This is a genomic window from Kitasatospora sp. NPDC058965 (assembly GCF_042741245.1).
Lineage (GTDB): Bacteria > Actinomycetota > Actinomycetes > Streptomycetales > Streptomycetaceae > Kitasatospora.
Map to the genome: position 1 here is coordinate 1 of NZ_JBHYKG010000568.1, position 2,057 is coordinate 2,057.

Consider the following 2,057-nt stretch of genomic DNA (forward strand, 5'->3'; position numbering starts at 1 on the left):
GCGGCGAGGGCCGCGCCGGGCAGCAGCAGCGCCGCTGCGGCGAGCAGCGAGCCGGCCCGGACCGCACCGGTGGTGCGGCCGCGGGCTCGTGGGTGGTGCATGGGTCCCCCTGGACGTCGAGTGCGGAGCGGCGGCGGAGCGGCGACCGGGTGGTCGCCGCTCCGTGCGCGATGGTCCTCGGCGATCATGGGGGTGAGGCCTAACGCGGGTCTAACCCGCGCCCGGGGCCCGGGCCGCGGCCGCGCCGATCACTGCGGCAGCCGGGCCTCCAACTGCTCGATCCGGGCGATCAGCGGCTGGAGTTCGCGCTGGAGCAGCGCCGCCAGGTCGGCGCCGGCGGCCGGCTGCACCAGGTGGGTGGCCCGCAGGTGCCCGTAGCCGGCCAGTGCCGCCGCCACCGCCCGCCGGGCCAGGCGCTGTTCGGCGCCCGCCTCGCGCAGCACCCGCCCGCCGGTGCCCTGGGACTCGGCGACCAGGCCGAGCAGCAGGTGCTCGCAGCCGACGTAGTTGTGGCCCAGCCCGGCCGCCTCGGCCACGGTCAGCTCCAGCACCTCGGCCGCCGGGCCGCTGACCCGCAGCTCGCCGTCGGCGCTGCTGCCGGGCTCGTCACCGGCGGCGGTCTCGGTCAGCCGGGCGGTCAGCTGCGCGGGGGTGATCTCCAGGGCGCCGAGCACCTGCAGCGCCAGGTTGCCGCCCTCGGCGAGCAGGCCGGTGAGCAGGTGCGCGGTGGAGATGTTCGGCGCCTGCTCGGCCTGCGCGCGCTCGGCGGCGAGCTTGAGCACCGTGCGGGCGCGCTCGGTGAACCGGGCCAGGTTGCCGGCCCGGTCCACCGATTCCAGGTCGTGGGCGACCACCTCGCGGATCGCGGTCACCCGGCGCACCGCCTGTTCCAGGGCGCGCTGGCAGATCGGCGAGACGGACAGGCCGGCGGCGCGGACGGCCTCGGCGAGCTCGTCGGAGAGGTACACGTTGATCTTGGGCATCGGGGTGCTCCTCCGTGCGGGAGTGGACGAGTCCTTTGTACTCCCCCTGGGGGCATGGCGATATAACCCCAAGATCGCCGGACCGGGGCAGGATGTCGGGCCGGGCGGGGCAGGGCCTGGCGAAGGGCGGGCAAAGGTTCGACCAGGTCGCGCTTCGAAGAGCCTGGGAGCCGCCTGGGAGCGTCTTCACCGCGGATGGTCCGATATCGGGGGATAACGGTCACGGATGACGGTGAACGACCCGGCTCCCGCGCGGGAACCTCCCAGCGAGGCCCAGCCTTTCCCAACGACCGTGCGGGAGAGTCCTCAGTGACCCGCTCCACCGATGACCAGGAGGCACCGGCCTTGACCCGGACCACCATCCGCTCCGCCGGGGCCGCCGCGCTGCTGGCCGCCGGCCTGCTGCTGACCGGCTGCTCGTCCTCGGCCACCACCGCCTCCCCGGCGCCGGCCTCGGCCTCGCCCTCCGCCGGCGCCTCGGGCGACCAGCAGGCGGCGTTCGCCGCGTACAGCGACTGCCTCAAGCAGCACGGCGTCACCCTCCCGTCGGGCCGTCCCAGCGGACGCCCGTCCGGTCGGCCCAGTGACCGCCCCAGCGGCGGCGCGAGCGACCGCCCGGGCGGCGGCGGCTTCTTCGGCGGGGGCGGCTCGCCGGACCCGGCGCGCCAGGCCGCGATGCAGGCCTGCGCCTCGCTGCGCCCGCAGGGCGGCGGCCAGGGTCGCGGCGGTGGCGGCGGCCTCAACAGCAGCGCGATGCAGGCGTTCACCAGCTGCCTGAAGGACCACGGGGTCACCCTCCCGACCAGCGGCGGCCTGCGCGCCCTGAACACCGCCGACCCGGCGACCGCCGCCGCCTACAAGACCTGCGAGCCCCTGCTGCCCGCCCGCGGCTCGGGCGCCCCGTCCGCCGAGGCCTCCCCGGGGGCCACGGACAGCCCGTCGCAGTGACGGACCGTCGGACCTGACGTCGGGCCACCCCCCCACCGGGGGTGGGCCGCCGCGGTTCCGCGCCGGGCCCCCCGCGCGCCCCCGGCCCCGGTAGGCCTGGCTCGAATACACCACTAACAGCCCCCC

General features: G+C 76.8%; 2 protein-coding genes. One reads left to right on the top strand and one right to left on the bottom strand.

The window, feature by feature from the left end; genetic code table 11:
* Nucleotides 1–248: 248 nt before the first annotated feature.
* Entirely contained in the window at nucleotides 249–983 is a 735-nt protein-coding gene (locus tag ACFW1A_RS40220; RefSeq protein ID WP_380418652.1) for a Clp protease N-terminal domain-containing protein, read from the bottom strand.
* Between the two features lie 345 nt (nucleotides 984–1,328).
* On the opposite strand from ACFW1A_RS40220, the gene ACFW1A_RS40225 reads away from it, so the two are divergent.
* Complete coding sequence (locus ACFW1A_RS40225; RefSeq protein WP_380418654.1) at nucleotides 1,329–1,931, top strand: hypothetical protein; 603 nt, start codon at nucleotides 1,329–1,331, stop codon at nucleotides 1,929–1,931.
* The last annotated feature ends 126 nt before the right edge of the window (nucleotides 1,932–2,057 follow it).

Coding starts and splice junctions, on each gene's coding strand:
- ACFW1A_RS40220 (WP_380418652.1), bottom strand. CDS start 983: ATGCCCAAGATCAACGTGTACCTCTCCGACGAGCTCGCCGAGGCCGTC.